This is a genomic window from Eggerthella hominis (assembly GCF_014287365.1).
Taxonomy (GTDB): Bacteria; Actinomycetota; Coriobacteriia; order Coriobacteriales; family Eggerthellaceae; genus Eggerthella; species Eggerthella guodeyinii.
This window is the reverse complement of sequence record NZ_JACOOA010000004.1, coordinates 156,324-174,713: the sequence shown is the minus strand read 5'-3', so window position 1 is coordinate 174,713 and position 18,390 is coordinate 156,324. Positions and strand designations below refer to the sequence as shown.

The window sequence follows — 18,390 nt, the reverse complement described above, 5'->3', positions numbered from 1 at the left end:
ACATTAGAGCGGTCGTTTTTGAGCCATTCCAGTCTTACGCGGCAGGTTGATTTGAGGACGCCCAGATTTCTCGAAGGAGATAATACGACGGCAAGCATCGCCAAGTTCGACAGCACGATCGGAAACAAAGATCATACCCAAGCGTTCTTGGAGCGCGAGCGCATGCTGCAACTCCTCGTCCGAAACGTTCGCTTTGTAGCAAACCAGCCGTCCGCCGTCCTGCAACAAAGGACTCGCAAGTTCCATGAGCACCGAGAGCTGCGCGAGCGCACGGGCCGTGACGACAGCGAACACCCCGGCCTTCTCGCGCGCGAGGTCTTCGATGCGCCCTGTGTACACTTCGACGTTATCAAGCCCTAGCTCTTCCACCATCGACGCGAGGATCGCGGTCTTCTTCCCAACAGAATCGGCGAGCAGCGTCGCGCGTCCGCTTTCGATCGCCAAGGGAATGCCCGGGTACCCGGCACCCGAACCGATATCGACAAGACGCCCTTCCGGAGCCTCTACAACCTCGGGAAGCCCAACAAGCGAATCCTCGACATGCAGGAGCATACCTTCATCCCATGTTGATATGCGTGTGATGTTGGTGGTCTTGTTCGCCTCGATCACCAATTCCAAATGACGCTTCAAAAGATCGTCGTGCATTGCATACTCCTCCAAGTTGTCGTCCCATCAGTATACGTGAAATGTTTCACGTGAAACATTTCGATATGAAAAAGCCCGCACCTTTCGATGCGGGCTTCCAAATAACTCGGAATATTCTACGTGCGCAGCACGTGCTAGCGAGGCAGGATCACCACATGGCGCGCGCTGCCTTCACCTTCGGACGCGGTTTCCACACGATCGTCGTCGCGCAAGCAGATATGCACGATGCGGCGCTCGTACGGCGTCATCGGACGCAGCTTGATGCTGCGGTTCTGACCGGCCGCGCGGTTCGCCGAAGAACGCGCGATCGACTCAAGTTTCTCACGCTGGCGGCTCTTGTACCCTTCGACGTCCACGATGACCGGATAACGGAACCCGATAGTGCGCACGGTGATCGCCGAAACGAGGAACTGCAGCGCGTCGAGCGTCTTTCCGTGGCGGCCGATCAGCACCGCCAGATCGTCGCCCGTGATATCGAGGATCAACTCGCCCTCGTCGCCCTCGTACTCGTCGATGGTCACCTCGCCCACATCGAAGTACTTGAGGATATCCTGGAGCGCACCGATCGCCGTATCGGCGATGCGGTCGAGATCCTCGTCGGTCAGTTCGGAGGGTTCCTCATCAAGAGGCTTCTCATCAACCAGTTCTTCAGCCATGACAGACTCCTCAATGTTTCACGTGAAACAATCGGTGTTACTTGCGCTTCGTCGTATCCTTCTTGGTAGGACGGGGCTTCTTCTGCTTACGGGTCACATCGACCTCGATAGGCTTCACTTCGATAGTCTCGGCAGCCTCCGCATCGCGCTTCTTCATGATGCGCATGGAGATCTGCTGCTGAGCGATGCCCATGAGCGAGGAAGCGCCCCAGAACAGAAGCACGCCGGCGGGCGAGCCCCAGCTGATCCAGAGCATAAACACGCTCATGACGGCGGCCATGATCATGGTCTGCTTGCGCTGCGGGTTGTCCTTGTTGCCCATCTGCATGAGCACCATGGGCAGGAACGTGGCGCCGGCGAAGATCACCATAAGGATCAAATAGGGAACAAATGTTCCAAAACCTGCGGCCATTGCCTCCTGTGGCTTCATAACCAAGCTGGGCACCAGGTTGTAGAACTCGTAGGTGGTGCCCGACGTGCGCGAACCCATCTCGCTGAGCACCTGGAACAGCGCCATGAAGATAGGCATCTGCAGCAGCATGGGCAGGCAGCCGGCCAGCGGGTTGAACTTCACCTCCGCGTACAGCTTCTGCATTTCCTCCTGCAAGCGCGGCTGATCGTCGGCATACTTGCGCTGCAGCTCCTGCATGAGCGGCTGCACCTTCTGCATTTGGAATGACGACTTCGTCTGCTTGTGCATCAAGGGTGAGATCAAGATACGGAAGATGACCGTGACGATGATAATTGCCAGGCCCCAGTCGCCGCAGAAGTTGTAGAAGAATTGGATGATATCGAATATCCAATCCTTAAATACGTCCCACATGTTCAGTTGTTCCTTCCTCTATACCAAAGAAGCTCGTGCGACGACACCTCAAGGAACAGGATCGTAGCCGTGCGAACCCCCCGGACGACAACGCAGCACACGCTTTACCGTGAGCTTGAGGCCCCGGCAGAACCCGTAGCGCTGGAACGCAATGAGTCCGTATTCGGAGCACGTCGGCGTGAAACGGCAGCAGGAAGGGAACAGAGGAGAAATGGCAGCTCGGTAAAAGGTGATGAGAAACACCGCCAGTTTGCACGGCACTTGCTTCAGAAAAGCTTTCATCCCTCTCGTCCCTAACGTAATTCAGCTCGTTTCAACGTCTCGGCACATGTTGTATGCACTTTACTATAAGAACTCCTCATGATGCCCGACTTCGCGAGAAATATCACATCATAGCCCGCCCAAGGACCGCCCAGCTCATGGCAGATGGCTCGCATGCGTCGTTTGGCGCTGTTGCGCCACACCGCGTTCCCCGATTTTTTACCCGCAATAAAAGCAACACGACCTTGCGGGCCGTGCTGCTTCGTGGGTAACACTATGAACGTAAGGTACGGCGTATGTAGACGCTTGCCGCATGAGAACAGATCGGAGATATCCCCGCGGGATTTAATGGTCTCCAACCCAAAGCTCTCTCTACACGCAGAGACGCTTGCGCCCCTTGGCGCGACGAGCAGCCAGCACCTTGCGGCCGCCCTTCGTCGACATACGAGCACGGAAACCGTGGCACTTAGCCCGCTTACGAGTGTTAGGTTGATACGTGCGCTTCATATTGATTCCCTTTCATGGTTTTAGAGCAACCTCGAAAGTATAGCTCACGTTACCGGGGAGTCAAGGAAAACTCACAAGAAGGGTTCATGATTTTTTCCAGGTCGCCTCGAATAGAGCTGACCGGCTCGATGAGCCTTTTGACGTGGAAAACCTCGAAAGGATGTTCTGAATGCCCTCAACCGCCCCCGGGTGCCTAACGTTCGAAGCGTTTTTCCGCTTTTCTGCACGGTGCAATTGTGGAAAATGTTGAAAACTCGCGTTTCATTCGAGACGCATTGTGGAAATCTCCAACGTCATTGGTTTGTCAAGATATGATTTCTCATTATTTTACAAGGCTCTCATCAGGCATGAAAGGTGACTGCACCTATTAACGAAGCTCTGAACAGGTACTTTACAGTATCCACCACGACCGTTATTCATGCGACCGGGCAAGACGTTACGCATTCTTCACACGAATGAAGCCAAACGGTCACGTTTTATTTGAAAGAGGATTTCGCCGTCGGATGGCGCCCCAAGCCGGAATCTATCAACATTTTTGCACGGTTTTCACCAACGTTCGTACGTTTTCCAGAAAGCATTCTTCAACGTTTTCCACATTTTCTGAATAGAAAGTGGAAAACGTTGAAAAGCCCATGTGGAAAGCCCTATGAAATTTAGGAAAGGATGAATGTGTCGGTTTGAATGCTATGAATTCCCCAGGTGGATGGATTCAGAATCGAAAAAACGCTACAATGCCAATGAATGTCATTGAAAAATGCTGAATATCGAATCTGAAAACGGAACACCATTGGACAACCAGATTGAAAAAGCAGATCATCAGGATGAATCCGCTGATGACGGCGTGGAGTCGTTCGACTACACGCATGTGCACGCCGTGGCGCGCATCGCGTTGTACGACGATCTTCGCAGCGCGCCGCGCGTAACCGAGATACATCCGGCGCCGACGGCTGAATTCATTGAAAGCCTCGCTTCGAAAATTTATGAACAAGCGAAAAGCGCCGGCGGCACCATTCCGTACACCGTCATCCGCGAGGTGTCGGAAAACTTCATCCATGCGCGGTTCGCCGAAGCGACCGTGTCCATCCTCGACGACGGCAACACCATCCGCTTCGCCGACCAAGGCCCGGGCATACCTTATAAGGATCAAGCGCAGATCCCCGGGTTCACGTCCGCCATCGAGCCGATGAAGCATTACATTCGCGGCGTGGGGTCGGGCCTTCCCATCGTGAAGGAGTACCTCGACTTCTCGCACGGCACCATCACCATCGAAGACAACCTGGGCACGGGCGCCGTGGTCACCATCAGCCTGCGCGCCGGCCAGCCCTCCGCGACGCCGGGCGACGGGCTGGCTCCCCTGGAGCCCGCGTACCCGCCGCGCGACCTGGGCCCGCAGCCGCAGCCGCAACCGCAACCGCAGGCGCCGATGCAGCAGCCGGCCTACCCGGTGCAATACGGCTACGCGAACCCGCCGTACCCCCAGGAGCAAGCGCCCGTTCCGGCATCCGCGCGCCCGCCGTACGGCTACGAGCCCGAACCGCAGTACATCCCTCCGCGTTACGCGCAGGACCCGTACGCAGGGGGGAACCCGTATTACCCCCCGACGGCCGCACCGTCGTACCGTGCGCAGGGCATGGCCGCGCAGCACTCCATGGCACCGCTCATCCCGCCGCTTTCGCAGCGCGAACGAGACTTCCTGCCCATATTCCTCAACGAGGGAGCGCTGGGCGTCACGGATCTGTCGCGCCTTACAGGTGTTCCGCAATCGAGCACTTACGTGACACTGTCCAAGCTCGAAGAGTCGGGCCTCATCGAGAAAACAGTCGGCCAGAAGCGCATTCTGACCGATCTTGGTTACCACGTGGCAAATTCCCTATAGTACAATCAAGGCGGCAGCGGGCGGCTCCCGCTCGACGCCGGCGAATGTTTCACGTGAAACATTCGCGGTGCCCCCAGCAAGGAAGCAAGCTATGAACAGCGAAAAACTCGAGCAGGTTTGGTCGGAAGTATGCGACCAGGTGAAAAGCTACAACAATATCGATCCATCGCAGATCAACGCGTTCTTCTCGCGTCTGCATCCGCAGGCCATGAGCGACGGCTTCCTCATGGTCACGGCCGACAACGACTTCATCAAGACGTGGATCGAGCGCCATTACGTCGAATTCATCAAGCGCGCGTTGAACGACCTGTACCACATGCCGTTCACGGTGATCATCGAAGTGGACATCACGGCGGCGGAGCAGGCGGCCGCCCCGGCCCCTGCCCCCTCGGCCCAGCCGGCCCCCGCACCGGCGCCGAGCGCTGCGCCGATCGCTCCCCCCGCGGCGACGGTTCGCGACGCGGGCGGCGAAGCGGGCGAACCCGAGAGCATCCTTCGCGCCCCCGGATCGGAACGCGACGAGGACGATCGGCCGCGCGAGATCGCGCTCGACGGCCCCGACAGCCCGGCGTCCACGCTCACGTTCGAGAACTTCGTCATCGGCGACTCGAACCGCATGGCGTACTCGATGGCCGTAGCCGTGGCCGAGATGCCGGGCAAGGCCCACCTCAACCCGCTGTTCATCTACGGCAAGTCGGGCTTGGGGAAAACGCACCTCATGCGCGCCATCCAGAACTACATCAACGAGACGATGCCGCAGCTGTCCACCATCTACGTCGACTCGGCCGAGCTGCTGAGCGACTACATGGAGGCCAGCGCCGCGCACGACAAACAGAAGTCCAGCTATAAGAACTTCAAGACGCGCTACGAAGAGGCCGACGTCCTGCTCATCGACGACGTCCAGTACCTGCAGGGCAAGAAGCAGACGCTCGACATCGTGTTCCAGATATTCAACAAGCTGACCAGCCAGGGCCGCCAGGTGGTGCTGTCGGCCGACCGCGCGCCGAAGAACATCGACATCGACGAGCGCTACCGCAGCCGCTTCAACTCGGGCGGCACGTTCGACATCCAGCCTCCCGAGATCGAGACGAAGCTGGGCATCGTGAAGAGCTTCGTGGACGAGTACCGCGAATCGGAAGGATCATCCGACTTCAACATCCCCGAGGACATCCAGATGTACATCGCGGAAAGCTCGAGCTCCAACATCCGCGAGCTGAAGAGCGCCGTCACGAAGGTGATCTACCAGATGACGTTCTTCAACCAGCCCAACCTCAAGCTGGACGACGTGCGCACGCTGCTGGAGAACCATTTCACGGGCGGGCCGTCGAAGCGCCTCACCATCGCCGACATTCAAAAGGAAGTGGAGAACTTCTACAAGGTGAGCCACGCCGACCTGGTGGGCAAGAAGCGCACGCGCAACATCATCTACGCGCGACAGATCGCTATCTATTTATGTCGTCAGATGCTCGACCTGCCGTTCAACGACATCGGCAAGAAGTTCAACCGCGACCACTCCACCGTGATGTACTCGGTGACGAACGTCGAAGAGAAGATGAAGGAGAACCGCGAGCTGCGCGAGGAGCTGGAGGCGCTGCGCGGGCTCATCAACGAGATGTAGCGTACGAGCGTTCGGCGGAAAGATGACTGAAACATGACTGACAAGTTGCCGAAAAGTGGTACAACCCTAGGGAAAGATAATAAAGGCGATAATTGATGTTGATGGAGGGTACCCGATCTACACGATCGATTCGGGAGGAATTCTGAACGTTGACGTGCACGAACGCCAGTTATCCACATTTCCACCGTCCTTATTATTACAACTATTAAAACCTTAGATATATTGAGGGAAGATCAAAAACAAAGAACACAACCCGAAAACCCGTCGACGAAGTCATACCGATCATACGCAATGTTTCACGTGAAACATTCGAACCTCTATAATGGCGGAAGCGCTCGCTGCTTCTAGAGAAAGGGAACGTCTTGAAATTCAGCATCAACCAATCGGAATTGCAGAACGCGTTGTCGGTGGTGCTCAAGGGCATCGCCACCCGATCGACGCTTCCCATTCTGTCGGGCATCTACCTCGACGCGCACGATGACACCCTCACGCTCCAGGCGACCGACCTCGAGCTGTCCATCCAGTACTCAGTCTCGGCGCTCATCGAGGAGACGGGCAAGGCCGTGGTTCCCGGCAAGCTGTTCTCCGAGATCGTGAAGAACCTGCCCGACGCCGCCGTGCACGTGGAAGCCGAAGACGACTCCGCGGTCATCACGTGCGATACGGCGTCGTTCTCCATCAAGACGCTCGACGCCGAGGATTTCCCCGGATTCCCGCACGTGGACGTGCAGCAGGAAGTGTCCATTCCGTTCTCGCAGTTCTCGTCGATGGTGAAGCGCGTCGCGCGCGTCGTGTCGAAGGACGAGAGCCGCGCCATCCTCACGGGCGTGCTCATCACGTTGGAGGACACCACGCTCAAGATGGTGGCCACCGACTCGTACCGCCTCGCCATCACCGAGGCCGAGCTTCCCGATGCAGCCGCCGAGGAGTTCCAGGCGGTCATCTCGGGTTCATTCTTGCAGGAGATATCATCGCTGCCGCGTTCCGAGGACGACCTCAAGCTGGCGCTGGCCGAGAACCAGATCGTGGTGACGTACCACGATACCGTGTTCATCAACCGTCGCCTCGAGGGAAACTTCCCGAACTACCGCCAGCTGCTGCCCGATTCCTACGCCACGCGCGTGAGCATGGACGTGGGGCATCTCGTGGCCGGTGTGAAGCGCACGTCGCTGCTGGGGCAGACCAGCTCGCCGGTGCGCTTCGACATCAACATGGCATCGCAGACCGTGCAGCTGTCCGCCGTCGCGCAGGACGTAGGCTCGGCTCAGGAGACGCTGTCGTGCTCCGGCGAGGGCGAGGACGTGGAGATCGCGTTCAACTATGCCTACGTGCTGGACGGCCTGTCCTCCGTGAACACCGACAACGTGTTCCTCGAGGTGCAGTCGTCCATGAAGCCCGGCATCTTCAAGGCCGACGAGGGCGAGAACTTCCTCTACCTCGTCATGCCCGTGCGCATCGCGTAAGGACGCGCACGGCCCGTCGTGGATCTGTCCATCACCCATATCTCGTTCCGGAACTTCCGCAGCTACGAAGGCTTCGACTTGGACGGCGTCGGGCCGCTCACGGTGCTCGTGGGCCCGAACGCGGTGGGCAAGACGAACGTCATCGAGGGCATCGGTCTGCTCACGGCCCAGTCGTCGTTTCGCCACGCGCCCGTCGACCAGCTCGTTCGGGCGGGCTCCGACTTCGCGCGCTTGGCGGCCGACGTCACCGACGGCAGCCGCCAGCTGGAGCTGACGGTGCAGCTGGCCGAAGGCAAGAAGAAACACCTGCTGAACGGCAAGGCGAAGCGCACGGCCGACCTGAAGGGCCTCGTGCCGTCCGTCACGTTCACGCCGGACGACCTCGAGCTGGCGAAGGGGTCCATGACGGTGCGCCGCGGTGCGCTCGACGCGCTGGGCTCGCAGCTCTCGGCGAACCACTACCTCATCCGGCGCGACTACGAGAAGGTGCTGCGCCATAAGAACCGCCTGCTCAAGGACGAAGCTCCGGCTGCACTCGTAGAGGCGATGAACGAGACCCTCATCACGTGCGGCGCGCAGCTTTCGTGTTACCGGGCGGCGCTGTTCGAGAAGCTTGCGGCATCGATGGCGTCGTACTACGCCGAGATCACCGACGGCACCGAGCACCTTGAGGCGGGGTTCACGCCGTCATGGGAGGAGCACGATCCCTTCGCGTTCGCCACGCACACGTTCGGCCGCGACGAGGCGCGCGCTTCGCTGACCGACGCGCTCGCACGGCGCGGCGGCGAGGAGCGCGTGCGGCATCGCGCGCTCGTGGGGCCGCACGCCGACCGCATCGAGTTCTTCATCGACGGCAAGAACGCCGCCCTGTTCGGCAGCCAGGGCCAGCAGCGCTCGGTGGTGCTGGCGTTCAAGCTGGCCGAGGCCACGCTCATTCAGGACATCCTGCACCAGAAGCCCGTGCTGCTGCTGGACGACGTGATGAGCGAGCTGGACGCCGCGCGCCGCCGCGCGCTGGTCGCGTTCATCTCGGGGGACATCCAGACGTTCATCACCACGACGAACCTCGCCTACTTCGACGACGACCTGCTGGACGCCGCCCGCATCGTGGAGCTGGGGAGGGATCGGGCGTGAGGAAGCTGGGCGAGAGCATCAACGAGCTGATGACCGTGCTGGCCGCCGGCGACGATGCGTCGCGCAAGGCGCAGCGCGCGGCCGCGGTGAACGTGGCATGGCGCAACGCCGTGGAAGCCGTGTACAAGGACGCCGCCGAGATGGTGCTCGACCACGTGAACGCCGTGTACATCATGGCAGCCGACGAGGTGGTGAAGGGCGCGCCGACGAAGGCCTCGCACACGGGGACCGGCGCCCAGCTCGTGGTGTATTCCGACGACAGCCTCATTCGGTCGGACCTCGACGCGCGCCAGGAATTCCTCAAGATGAAGTTGAAGGAGCAGGGAGAACACGTGGAGACGTTCAAGATCCTGCCGTCGCGCTTCGACATGAAATCCCGTCACCCCTTCCGGCGCGCGGAAGCGGACGGCGGCGGCGCGCGCTCGGCGCGTCCCGTGCGCGACGAGGCCCCGCGCGTCCCCTTGACGCCCGAGGAGCAGGCGGCGCTCGAAGCCAGCGTGGACGCGATTGAGAGCCCGACGGTGCGACGAGCCCTCGAGAGGGCGATATGTGCCGATAAAAATCGTATGTAGCAGTCTGATACGAAAAAATTCGGACGAACCGGTGATCGTGGCTCGTACGGCTTCTGGAACCCTTCACAAGTGATGGATTTTGTTGGTATCACGAAGCATATATGGTAAAATTTGCAGGTTGGCGCGAATCGGCGCTGCACTCACACATCGCACTACAAAAGGAGCATGTCAGTGGCAAACAAACCTGACCATTACGACGGTTCTGACATTCAGGTCCTCGAGGGCCTGGAAGCGGTCCGCAAGCGTCCGGGCATGTACATCGGCTCGACGGGCCCGCGCGGTTTGCACCACCTGGTGTACGAGGTCGTCGACAACGGCGTCGACGAGGCCCTCGCCGGTTTCTGCGACGAGATCAAGGTGTGGATTCACGCGGACAACTCGATCACGGTCGACGACAACGGGCGCGGCATCCCCATCGACAAACACCCGAAAGAGAAGATCCCCACCGTCGAGGTGGTGCTCACCATCCTCCACGCCGGCGGCAAGTTCGGCGGCGAGGGCTACAAGGTGTCCGGCGGTCTGCACGGCGTGGGCGTTTCCGTCGTGAACGCGCTGTCCTCGCACGTCGAGGTGAAGGTGCGCAAGGAAGGCAAGGAGTACTTCATCGCCTTCGATCGCGGCAAGACCTCCGAGAAGCTGCGCGAGCTGGGTCCCACGAAGCGGGGCAACGGCACGACGGTGTCCTTCTGGCCCGACCCTGATATCTTCACCGAGACGACCGTCTTCGACTACGACACGCTGGCGAACCGTTTCCGCGAGATGGCGTTCCTCAACAAGGGGCTCAAGATCGTGCTGTACGACGAGCGCGTCACCGACGCCGACGGCAACCCGCGCACCGAGGTGTTCCAGTACGCCGGCGGCATCGTCGACTTCGTGAAGTTCCTGAACGAGGGCAAGGAAACGCTCAATAAGCCCATCTACTTCGAGGCCGAGAACGACGATGGCACGGTCGAGGTGGCCATGCAGTGGTCCACCTCGTACTCCACGAACTCCGTCATGGCGTTCGCGAACAACATCAACACGCACGAGGGCGGCACGCACCTCGACGGCTTCAAGCAGGCCGTCACGCGCACCATCAACGAGTACGCCCGCGCCAAGGGCATCCTCAAGGAGAAGGATTCCAACCTCTCCGGCGACGACACGCGCGAGGGTTGCGCGGCCATCGTGTCCGTGAAGCTGCACGACCCGCAGTTCGAGGGTCAGACGAAGACGAAGCTCGGCAACACCGAGATCCGCCCACTCGTGCAGAACGCCGTGACCCAGGGACTCGCCGAGTACCTCGAGGAGAACCCGACCCCGGCCAAGCGCATCATCGGCAAGGCGACCCAGGCCCTCAAGGCCCGCGAAGCCGCGCGCAAGGCGCGCGAGATGACGCGCCGCAAGGGCGTGCTCGACTCGTTCGCGTTGCCCGGCAAGCTGGCGGACTGCTCGTCCAAGACCCCGGAGAACTCCGAAATCTTCATCGTAGAGGGCGATTCCGCAGGCGGCTCGGCCAAGCAGGCCCGCGACCGCAAGACGCAGGCCATCCTGCCCTTGCGCGGCAAGATCCTCAACGTGGAGCGCGCCGGTTTGCACCGCTCGCTGTCGTCGGACACCATCAGCTCGCTGATCACGGCCATCGGCACGAACATCGGCGACGACTTCGACGCCGACCAGTCGCGCTACCACCGCATCATCATCATGACCGACGCCGACGTCGACGGCGCGCACATCCGCATCCTGCTGTTGACGTTCTTCTACCGCTACATGCCGGAGCTCATCAACCGCGGCTACATCTACATCGCGCAGCCGCCCATCTTCGGCCTCAAGAAGAAGAACTCGCGCTCGCCGAAGATCGAACGCTACATCTACGACGAAAGCGCCCTGTCGGCCACGCTCGCCGAGTACGACGATCCGAACAAGTTCGACGTGCAGCGCTACAAGGGCCTCGGCGAGATGGACCCAGACCAGCTGTGGGAGACCACGATGGAGCCGGCCACCCGCACGTTGTTGCAGGTGAGCATCGATGACGCCGCCGAAGCCGAGCGCGTGGTGAGCGACCTCATGGGCGACCAGGTGGAGCCGCGCAAGGAGTTCATCCAGAAGCACGCGCGCGACGTCCGATTCCTGGACATCTAGCGTTCCGGCGGTCGGCAGACCGCCGGAACCGCTCGACGCTGCGGGCTTCCGAAAGCCCTCGCTGACTTACTACGCCAACCTGTAAAGTAGGAGAGATATGGCAGACAACAACGATTCTTTCGACGAGTTTTTGAATCGCGCCGAAGAAGACTACGACGCGGGCGATATCGAGTCGGCTGAGGAGGCCGACGAAGACGACATCCTCGATGACGTGGAGGACGACGAGGACGAAGCGCGCCCTGGCGCGTTCGTGTCCGAAGAGAACAAGGCGCGCTCGATGATCGACCTGTCGAAGATGGCGAACCCGCACGGTTCCATCGTCGAGGGCGCCAACGGCGGCGAGGGCACCATCGTGCGCTCCGCCTACCTCGGCAAGGAGATGCAGACGTCGTTCCTGGAATACGCCATGAGCGTCATCGTCTCGCGCGCCCTGCCGGACGTGCGCGACGGCCTCAAGCCGGTTCACCGCCGCATCCTCTACGCCATGAACGAGTCGGGTTACACGCCGAACCGTCCGCACATGAAGTCGGCCCGTACGGTCGGCGACGTCATCGGCAAGTACCACCCGCACGGCGACTCCGCCGTGTACGACACGATGGTGCGCTTGGCCCAGCCGTTCTCGATGCGCGTCCCGCTGGTCGACGGCCACGGCAACTTCGGCTCCATCGACGGCGACGGCGCGGCGGCCATGCGTTACACCGAGTCGCGTCTCGACAAGGTGGCCATGGAACTGCTGCGCGACCTCGACAAGGAGACGGTCGACTTCCAGCCGAACTACGACGAGAGCCTCGAAGAACCCACGGTTCTCCCCGCGCGCTTCCCGAACCTGCTGGTGAACGGCTCGCAGGGAATCGCCGTCGGCATGGCCACGAACATCCCGCCCCACAACCTGGGCGAGACGATCGACGCCACGTGCCTCATGCTGGACAACCCGGACGTCAGCACCGAGGAGCTCATGAAGGCCATGCCCGGCCCCGACTTCCCCACCGGCGGCATCATCATGGGCAAGAAGGGCATCCTGGACGCGTACGAGACGGGCCGCGGCTCGCTGACCGTGCGCGCGAAGTGCAAGGTGGAAGAGGGCAAGAACGGCCGCAGCTCCATCGTGGTCACCGAGATCCCCTACCAGGTGAACCGCCAGCGCCTGCTGGAGAAGCTGGGCGAGCTCGTGCGCGAGAAGAAGCTGCCCGAGATCAGCAACATCCACGACGGCGCCGACCGCCACGGCATCGACATCATCATCGACCTCAAGAAGGACGCCATCCCCCAGGTGGTGCTCAACAAGCTGTACAAGCACACGCAGCTGCAGGTGGGCTTCGGCGTGATCATGCTGTCGCTGGTGGACGGCGCGCCGCGCGTGCTGTCGCTCAAGGAGATGCTGCACTACTACATCGCGCACCAGGAAGAGGTCATCGTCCGCCGTACGCGCTACGAGCTGGCGAAGGCCGAGGAGCGCGCGCACATCCTCGAAGGCTTGATCATCGCGCTCGACAACATCGACGAGATCATCCACATCATCCGTTCGTCGCAGACCGACAAGGAAGCGGCCGAGCGGATGACCGAGCGCTTCGGCCTGACGGACAAGCAGACCGCCGCCATCCTCGAGATGCGCCTGCGCCGCCTCACCGGCTTGGAGCATCAGAAGATCGAAGACGAGTTGAAGGAACTGCTCGAGAAGATCGCCTACTACAAGCGCGTTCTCTCCGACGACAAGCTCGTGCACGAGATCATCAAGGAAGAGCTGCTCGAGGTGAAGAAGAAGTTCGGCAGCCCGCGCCGCACGCTGCTGTCCGAAGCGGCGAAGGACCTCGACGTCGAGGATCTCATCGCCGAGGAGAGCATGGTCGTCACGATGACGAAGGCCGGCTACGTGAAGCGCCTGCCCGTGGCCACCTACCGCCAGCAGAAGCGTGGCGGCAAGGGCATGCAGGGGGTGAACCTCAAGGACAACGACTACGTGGAGCACCTGTTCGTGGCGTCCACGCACTCCTACATGCTGTTCTTCTCCACGAAGGGCAAGGTATACCGCCTGAAGGTGTACGAGCTGCCCGAGGCGTCGCGCCACGCGCGCGGCACGGCCATCGTGAACCTGCTGCCGCTTGAGAAGGGCGAGACGATCTCGGCCGTCATCGCGACGAAGGACTTCCCGTCCGACGAGTACCTCATGTTCGCTACCGAGCACGGCATGGTGAAGAAGACGTCGATGGACCTGTACGACCGCACCCGTCGCGATGGCCTCATCGCCATCAGCCTCAAGGACAACGACCGCCTCATCTCGGTGAAGCGCGTGGCCCAGGGCGAGAAGGTGCTCATGGTGTCGTCCGCCGGCAAGGCCATCATGTGGGACGAAGGCGAAGTGCGCGCGATGGGTCGCGACACGATGGGCGTGCGCGGCATGAACGTGCCGCCGATCGCCAAGGTGCTGGGCATGGAGATCGCGCAGCCCGACACCGACCTGTTCGTCATCACCGAGAAGGGCTACGGCAAGCGCACTCCCATCGCCGAGTACCCCGAGCACCATCGCGGCGGCCAGGGCGTGTTCACCATCACGATGACCGAGAAGAAGGGCCTGCTGGCCGTCATGAAGATCGTCGGCGAAGACGACGAGATCATGATCATGTCCGAAGAGGGCGTGTGCGTGCGCACCCCGGTGTCAGGCATCTCCGAACTCGGACGCTCCACGCAGGGCGTGTGCGTCATGAAGACGGCCGACAAGGATCGCGTGACCGCGGTGGCCATCTCGAGCCGCGGCAAGAAGAAGAAAACCGGCGGCGCGCAAGTCGAGGGCGAGGAGCTCGACGAGAACGCGATCGACGATCTTGACGACGGCGTCGAAGGCACGGAGGCCGAAGTCGAAGTGGAGGTCGAAGTCGAGGTTGACGAGACCGACGAGTAGCACGTAGCATCGAAGGCCCCGCAACGCGGGGCCTTCTTCTTTCCCGCGCCGAACCGCGCGCGCATGTTTCACGTGAAACATTTCTCTCCCCAAACGCTCATGAATGCAAATCCCATGAAGGGATAACAAGCCCCCTGGCAGGTTGTTGACGTGCCGTATACTGCACGCCTTGTGACTGTTGCCGAAGCGAAAGGGGGACGGAAACCCATGCATCCAGTAACCGCAGCGCGCGCTGCGCTCCGAAAACGCGCCCAGCGAGCGCCTGCGGACAAGACCACCGCGAGCGACGTGTTCGTGTTGTCCGTTCCGCTGTTCGTGGAACTGTTCATGCAGATTATGATCGGGAACATCAACCAATTCATGCTCGCGCCCCTCGGCACCGAGCCGGCCGCGGCGGTGGGCAACGCGCTGCAGATCCTCAACATCGTGACCATCGCGCTGTCGGCCATGGGCACGGCTTCCACCGTGCTCGTGACGCGCGTACTGGGGAAATCGTCGGCGACGAGCACGGTGTCGGAGATCGCGACCGTCGCGCTCGTGGTGAACATCGGGCTGGCCGCCGTCATGACGGCGGTGCTGTTCCTCTTCTGGCCCCAGTTCTTCTCCTGGCTGCACATCGACGGCTCCATCACGGGGATGGCTTCGTCGTTCCTGCTGATCGTCGGTTCGACGACCGTCGTTCAAGGGGCGTTCTTCGCCTTCACGGCGCTGCTGCGCAGCTACGCGCGCGGCGTCGACGTCATGCGGGCGAGCCTCATCATGAACGCGGTCAACATCGCGGCCAGCGCCGCGCTCATCGGCGGCATCGGCTTCGTCCCGGCGCTCGGCGTGGAGGGCGCGGCCCTCGCGAACGTGGTGGCGCGCGCCGTGGGCCTCGTGGTGGCCTGCCGCCTCGTGCTGCGCCACACCGACGTGCGCATGCGCCTGCGGTACCTGCGCCCGTTCCCGTGGAAAACGTTGCGGCGCATGCTGGGCGTGGGCATCCCCTCGTCGGGCGAGCAGATGAACTACGACCTCGCGCAGATCGTCATCCTGTCGTTCATCAACGTGCTGGGCACGACGGTGGTCACGGTGAAGGTGTACTGCTCGATGATCGCCGGCATCGCGTACCTGTACTCCATCGCGCTGTCGCAGGCGACGCAGATCGTGCTGGGGTACCTGTTCGGCGCGGGGAAGTTCGACGCCGTCGCGCGGCGCGTGTGGGTTGCCGACCTCATCGCGGTCGCGCTCACCACCTGCGTGTCGACGCTCATCTGGGTGAACGCCGATGCGGTGTTCGGGTTGTTCACCGCCGACCCCACCGTGCACGAGTTGGGACGGCAGGTGCTGCTCGTCGAGATATTCCTCGGCATCGGCCGCGCGCTCAACATCGTCATGGTGAAGGCGCTCATCGCCGTGGGCGACGTGAAGACCCCGGTGACGGTGAACGTGATCTCGTCGTGGATATTCGCCGTGGGCGGCGGGTATCTGCTGGGCATAGGATTGGGCTGGGGCATCGTGGGCATGTGGATAGCCATGTGCGTGGACGAGTGGCTGCGCGGCGGCTTCCTCGTGGTGACGTTCGCCCGCGGCGGCTGGCGGCGCCGTGCGATCGAGCGCCAGAAACCGCCCGAGAAGACGGCAGATGCGCGGGAGCCGTCTTCGGATGCGCCCCTGGAAGCACCCGCGGTGTCGTATGCGAAGCCATCGATGTTCGTGCTGAAGAAACCGGGCGCGCCGGGCCGCCCCAAGGAGCCGGGCGCCATCAGCCTGACGGCGATCATGGGGTTGCTGCTGGCGGACAACGGCGGGCTGTCGCACGGCATCGTGCAGGCCATCACCGATGCTTTGACGGCGCTCTGGTAGATCAGCCCTCGAAATCCTCCGGGGCCAGCTCTTCCAGGAACTTCTTGAACTCGGACAACTCGGCCTCGGTCGCGGCGGCGGGCTCTTCCCGTCTCAGCACGTAGGGGAACGACGCGCGTTCCAGCACGTCCTCCTCGATGTAGATGGGAGCTTTCTGCCGCACGGCCAGGGCCATGGCGTCGCTCGGCCGCGCGTCGAGGTCGATGAGCCGGTCGTGCTGGCGCAGGGTGAGCCGCGCGAAGAACGTCGAGCCCTGCACGTCGTTGATCACTACGTGATCCACCTGCGCATCGAGGTTCGTGAGCGCGTCGAGGAACAGGTCGTGCGTCATCGGCCGCGAGAAGCGCGCTTTTTCCAGCGCGATGCCCATCTGCGTCGCCTCGTTCACGCCCACCCAGATGGGGACGATGCGCGACTTCCCTTCCTGGACGACCTCCTCGATGGGCTGGAGCACGACGATGGAGGGCGACGGAGCCGTTGACACGATCAGCGTTTGAATGGTGACGGGAATCATCGATGCTCCTCCTCGGGCGTTCTGCGCAATGCGCCGGTGCAGCGTGCTTACCGATTATAGCGCTTTGACGCGGGCGGCGATCGCATTGCCGTGGCGTTTTGGTGTCAAGATGCGGACGCGCCGCGCCTCAGCCACGCCCTTTCAGCAGCTTCTCCATGCGCTGGTACGCGGGCGGCTTGGCGCCTTTCAACGTGATGAGGCAGATGGGAATCGCCTTCATGTCCTCGCGTGCAAAGGGGATCATCGTACTGCGGGGAAGCATCTCGCCAAGCGACGCGATGTTCACCATGAAGCACACCGCATGCTTGACGTAGAACTGGCGCGGCATATCGAACGCGGGAGGTTCCACGACCGGCGACTTCAAGCCGTCCTTCTGATAGGTGACGAGGATCGATTCGTTGAAGTGGTCGAACGATTTCGACGAGATGACGCGGTACGGCTCGAGCTGCTTGAGCGTGACGGTTTCCTGGCGGGCCAGCGGATGGTTCGACGCCATGCAGATGCCGGCGGGCACGGTGCCCACGGCGAAGCAGTCGAAATCGGGGTGGTCGAACGGGCCGATGGTGATGAGCGCGTCGCATCCGCCCTCGCGGATGACGCCGAGCCCCGTCTCGCCCGTCCCGATGGATACTTCCGTTTCGGCTTTCAGGTACTTGTCGAAGAACGCGGCCATGTCGGCGCGCGCTTTGGCGTTGCGGCAAAACGAAGGAGCGCACAGGAACAAGCGCAGCTTGGAAAGTTCTTTGGCGTGGGCCTCCCCCATCTGCTCGAGCGTCTGGAAGGATGCGCTGACCGGTTCTGCCTTCTTGCAGAACGTTTCACCGAGCGGCGTGAGGGTGATGCCCTGGTGAGTCCGCTCGAACAGGTTTTCGCCGAACTCGTTTTCCAGGTCGGTCATCGCCTTCGACATCGCTTGGACGGAGATGTCGAACTCGCGAGCGGCGGATGAAAGGCTGCCGTGGTTGGCGACGGCGATGAAGTAGTTGATCTGCTTGATATTCAAAAAAAGTCTGCCTCCCTCCGGAGCGATGCGGCACGGTTGGGTTAAGCGTACCATGTAATGCACGGAGCGTAGCGGGCGCTTGAAAAATCGTGCTTGTTCCCGAATATTCAAAAAGTGGTAAGAAATATTCAAAAAGTGCTTGACCGATCTTAGCGATTCGACGTATAGTGATCAGGCACTTTTTTTGGGCCCGTAGCTCAGTTGGTTAGAGCGCACGCCTGATAAGCGTGAGGTCGCTGGTTCAAATCCATTCGGGCCCACCACTTTTTAGCGATAAACGCTCCACCGTGAGCCGAGTTAGCCGGTGGAGCGTTTATTAATATCTAGACCAGAAAAAGCGCACTTTGGGGCATTAGCTCAGCTGGGAGAGCGCGGGCTTTGCAAGCCTGAGGTCAGGGGTTCGATCCCCCTATGCTCCACCATTACATACGAGCCGGCCTGCGAGGGTTTGGTTTTACA

Annotated in this window: 16 protein-coding genes and 2 tRNA genes; 10 read left to right on the top strand and 8 right to left on the bottom strand. The window is 61.3% G+C overall.

The genetic code is table 11. The annotated features are described in order from the left end of the window. Window positions 1-3: 3 nt before the first annotated feature. From rsmG to rpmH, 6 genes are all read right to left on the bottom strand, one after another. Window positions 4-645, bottom strand: a complete 642-nt coding sequence (gene rsmG / locus H8S61_RS10250) for a 16S rRNA (guanine(527)-N(7))-methyltransferase RsmG (RefSeq protein ID WP_186938919.1) — start codon at window positions 643-645, stop codon at window positions 4-6. Between the two features lie 134 nt (window positions 646-779). Beyond that, complete coding sequence (locus tag H8S61_RS10245) at window positions 780-1,301, bottom strand: Jag family protein (RefSeq protein ID WP_101721089.1); 522 nt, start codon at window positions 1,299-1,301, stop codon at window positions 780-782. A 37-nt stretch (window positions 1,302-1,338) separates the two neighbouring features. Further along, window positions 1,339-2,124, bottom strand: a complete 786-nt coding sequence (locus tag H8S61_RS10240) for a YidC/Oxa1 family membrane protein insertase (RefSeq protein ID WP_160940830.1) — start codon at window positions 2,122-2,124, stop codon at window positions 1,339-1,341. 48 nt (window positions 2,125-2,172) lie between these two features. After that, entirely contained in the window at window positions 2,173-2,406 is a 234-nt protein-coding gene (gene yidD / locus H8S61_RS10235; RefSeq protein WP_154332601.1) for a membrane protein insertion efficiency factor YidD, read from the bottom strand. A gap of 11 nt (window positions 2,407-2,417) precedes the next feature. Further along, window positions 2,418-2,744 carry a ribonuclease P protein component gene (gene rnpA, locus H8S61_RS10230; RefSeq protein ID WP_186938918.1) on the bottom strand — a complete coding sequence of 109 codons (327 nt, stop codon included), beginning with the start codon at window positions 2,742-2,744 and terminating at the stop codon, window positions 2,418-2,420. Window positions 2,745-2,757: 13 nt separating this feature from the next. Continuing rightward, complete coding sequence (gene rpmH / locus H8S61_RS10225) at window positions 2,758-2,892, bottom strand: 50S ribosomal protein L34 (protein WP_013981168.1); 135 nt, start codon at window positions 2,890-2,892, stop codon at window positions 2,758-2,760. A gap of 754 nt (window positions 2,893-3,646) precedes the next feature. Here rpmH and H8S61_RS10220 point away from each other — a divergent pair. The 8 genes from H8S61_RS10220 (at window position 3,647) to H8S61_RS10185 (ending at window position 16,414) form a co-directional block, all read left to right on the top strand. Then, the gene (locus H8S61_RS10220; RefSeq protein WP_186938917.1) at window positions 3,647-4,768 is read left to right on the top strand and encodes an ATP-binding protein; all 1,122 of its coding nucleotides are present in this window, start codon (window positions 3,647-3,649) and stop codon (window positions 4,766-4,768) included. Between the two features lie 91 nt (window positions 4,769-4,859). Beyond that, entirely contained in the window at window positions 4,860-6,386 is a 1,527-nt protein-coding gene (gene dnaA / locus H8S61_RS10215; RefSeq protein ID WP_186938916.1) for a chromosomal replication initiator protein DnaA, read from the top strand. 362 nt (window positions 6,387-6,748) lie between these two features. Beyond that, window positions 6,749-7,849: a DNA polymerase III subunit beta gene (gene dnaN / locus H8S61_RS10210; protein ID WP_160940826.1), complete on the top strand. Its 1,101-nt coding sequence runs from the start codon at window positions 6,749-6,751 to the stop codon at window positions 7,847-7,849. Between the two features lie 18 nt (window positions 7,850-7,867). Continuing rightward, on the top strand, window positions 7,868-8,983 hold the full coding sequence (gene recF, locus H8S61_RS10205) for a DNA replication/repair protein RecF (protein WP_186938915.1): 1,116 nt from the start codon (window positions 7,868-7,870) through the stop codon (window positions 8,981-8,983). Next, window positions 8,980-9,555, top strand: coding sequence for a phosphoadenosine phosphosulfate sulfotransferase (locus H8S61_RS10200; RefSeq protein WP_186938914.1), 576 nt, complete (start codon window positions 8,980-8,982; stop codon window positions 9,553-9,555). Before recF ends, H8S61_RS10200 begins: the two co-directional genes overlap by 4 nt. A 165-nt stretch (window positions 9,556-9,720) precedes the next feature. Then, the gene (gene gyrB / locus H8S61_RS10195) at window positions 9,721-11,673 is read left to right on the top strand and encodes a DNA topoisomerase (ATP-hydrolyzing) subunit B (RefSeq protein ID WP_154332606.1); all 1,953 of its coding nucleotides are present in this window, start codon (window positions 9,721-9,723) and stop codon (window positions 11,671-11,673) included. A gap of 97 nt (window positions 11,674-11,770) precedes the next feature. Continuing rightward, complete coding sequence (gene gyrA, locus H8S61_RS10190; RefSeq protein ID WP_186938912.1) at window positions 11,771-14,569, top strand: DNA gyrase subunit A; 2,799 nt, start codon at window positions 11,771-11,773, stop codon at window positions 14,567-14,569. Window positions 14,570-14,776: 207 nt separating this feature from the next. Further along, window positions 14,777-16,414, top strand: a complete 1,638-nt coding sequence (locus H8S61_RS10185; protein ID WP_255466561.1) for an MATE family efflux transporter — start codon at window positions 14,777-14,779, stop codon at window positions 16,412-16,414. 1 nt (window position 16,415) lies between these two features. Here H8S61_RS10185 and H8S61_RS10180 read toward each other — a convergent pair whose 3' ends face one another. Both H8S61_RS10180 and H8S61_RS10175 read right to left on the bottom strand, forming a co-directional pair. Then, entirely contained in the window at window positions 16,416-16,928 is a 513-nt protein-coding gene (locus tag H8S61_RS10180; RefSeq protein WP_186938911.1) for a bifunctional nuclease family protein, read from the bottom strand. Between the two features lie 127 nt (window positions 16,929-17,055). After that, the gene (locus tag H8S61_RS10175) at window positions 17,056-17,931 is read right to left on the bottom strand and encodes a LysR family transcriptional regulator (protein ID WP_186938910.1); all 876 of its coding nucleotides are present in this window, start codon (window positions 17,929-17,931) and stop codon (window positions 17,056-17,058) included. Window positions 17,932-18,117: 186 nt separating this feature from the next. Here H8S61_RS10175 and H8S61_RS10170 point away from each other — a divergent pair. Both H8S61_RS10170 and H8S61_RS10165 read left to right on the top strand, forming a co-directional pair. Beyond that, a tRNA-Ile gene (locus tag H8S61_RS10170) sits at window positions 18,118-18,194 on the top strand. Window positions 18,195-18,277: 83 nt separating this feature from the next. Next, a tRNA-Ala gene (locus H8S61_RS10165) sits at window positions 18,278-18,353 on the top strand. Window positions 18,354-18,390: the final 37 nt, after the last annotated feature.

What these genes read in the sequence shown, in the direction of transcription:
- rpmH (WP_013981168.1), bottom strand. Translation starts at nt 2,892, where the DNA reads ATGAAGCGCACGTATCAACCTAACACTCGTAAGCGGGCTAAGTGCCAC.
- H8S61_RS10220 (WP_186938917.1), top strand. Translation starts at nt 3,647, where the DNA reads ATGCTGAATATCGAATCTGAAAACGGAACACCATTGGACAACCAGATT.
- H8S61_RS10245 (WP_101721089.1), bottom strand. Translation starts at nt 1,301, where the DNA reads ATGGCTGAAGAACTGGTTGATGAGAAGCCTCTTGATGAGGAACCCTCC.
- H8S61_RS10180 (WP_186938911.1), bottom strand. Translation starts at nt 16,928, where the DNA reads ATGATTCCCGTCACCATTCAAACGCTGATCGTGTCAACGGCTCCGTCG.
- H8S61_RS10185 (WP_255466561.1), top strand. Translation starts at nt 14,777, where the DNA reads ATGCATCCAGTAACCGCAGCGCGCGCTGCGCTCCGAAAACGCGCCCAG.
- dnaA (WP_186938916.1), top strand. Translation starts at nt 4,860, where the DNA reads ATGAACAGCGAAAAACTCGAGCAGGTTTGGTCGGAAGTATGCGACCAG.
- rsmG (WP_186938919.1), bottom strand. Translation starts at nt 645, where the DNA reads ATGCACGACGATCTTTTGAAGCGTCATTTGGAATTGGTGATCGAGGCG.
- gyrA (WP_186938912.1), top strand. Translation starts at nt 11,771, where the DNA reads ATGGCAGACAACAACGATTCTTTCGACGAGTTTTTGAATCGCGCCGAA.
- H8S61_RS10240 (WP_160940830.1), bottom strand. Translation starts at nt 2,124, where the DNA reads ATGTGGGACGTATTTAAGGATTGGATATTCGATATCATCCAATTCTTC.
- yidD (WP_154332601.1), bottom strand. Translation starts at nt 2,406, where the DNA reads ATGAAAGCTTTTCTGAAGCAAGTGCCGTGCAAACTGGCGGTGTTTCTC.
- gyrB (WP_154332606.1), top strand. Translation starts at nt 9,721, where the DNA reads ATGTCAGTGGCAAACAAACCTGACCATTACGACGGTTCTGACATTCAG.